This window comes from Corynebacterium sp. KPL2734, from assembly GCF_040225595.1.
Classification (GTDB): Bacteria; Actinomycetota; Actinomycetes; order Mycobacteriales; family Mycobacteriaceae; genus Corynebacterium; species Corynebacterium rhinophilum.
This window is the reverse complement of sequence record NZ_JBEHFO010000061.1, coordinates 1-582: the sequence shown is the minus strand read 5'-3', so window position 1 is coordinate 582 and position 582 is coordinate 1. Positions and strand designations below refer to the sequence as shown.

The 582-nt window shown below is 50.5% G+C and carries 1 protein-coding gene; it reads right to left on the bottom strand.

Annotation, left to right across the window (positions count from 1 at the left end; translation table 11 throughout):
- On the bottom strand, window positions 1-416 hold a 416-nt coding region (locus ABRP88_RS11430), incomplete at its 3' end, for an IS3 family transposase (RefSeq protein WP_349837266.1).
- Between the last annotated feature and the right edge of the window lie 166 nt (window positions 417-582).

Sequence of the window (582 nt, the reverse complement as noted above, 5' to 3'; positions counted from 1 at the left end):
AGATAGGTAATATCCGACATCCACACTCGATTAAGCTGCCCTTGATCAAATAGGCGTTTCACTAGGTCTGGAAGCGTGGACTTCCGCTTGGATTGAATCGTCGTTACGGGAACAAATGCTCTAGGTGAGATGCCTTCAATACCCATCATCCGCATGCGTTTGGCCACGGTTTTGCGATTGACATAGACCCCACCCTCGGCGAGTTCTGCAGTAATCCGTGGTGCACCGTAGACTTCGTCAGAATCTTGCCAGATGTCATGAATTTTTCTGTCTAACTGGTCGAGGAATCTCTGACGCTGATTTTCGCCGCGAAGCCGTACTGCTTGAGCCTTGTGCCATTTATAGTAGCCAGAACGGGAAACCTCTAATAACCTGCTCATTCTTTTTATGCTGTAGTTCGCCTTCTCCTGCTGCATTAGCTCAAATTTTTCCGATCGCGTTGCTTCGCAGCGAAGAAGGCGGTGGCTTTTGACAAGAACTCGTTATCCATCTTGGCCTCAGCTAGCTCACGACGCAGGCGAGCGTTTTCGGCTCGTATATCGGCATCACTGCGGCCATCTACCGAGCCTTGGCGTTCCCGCT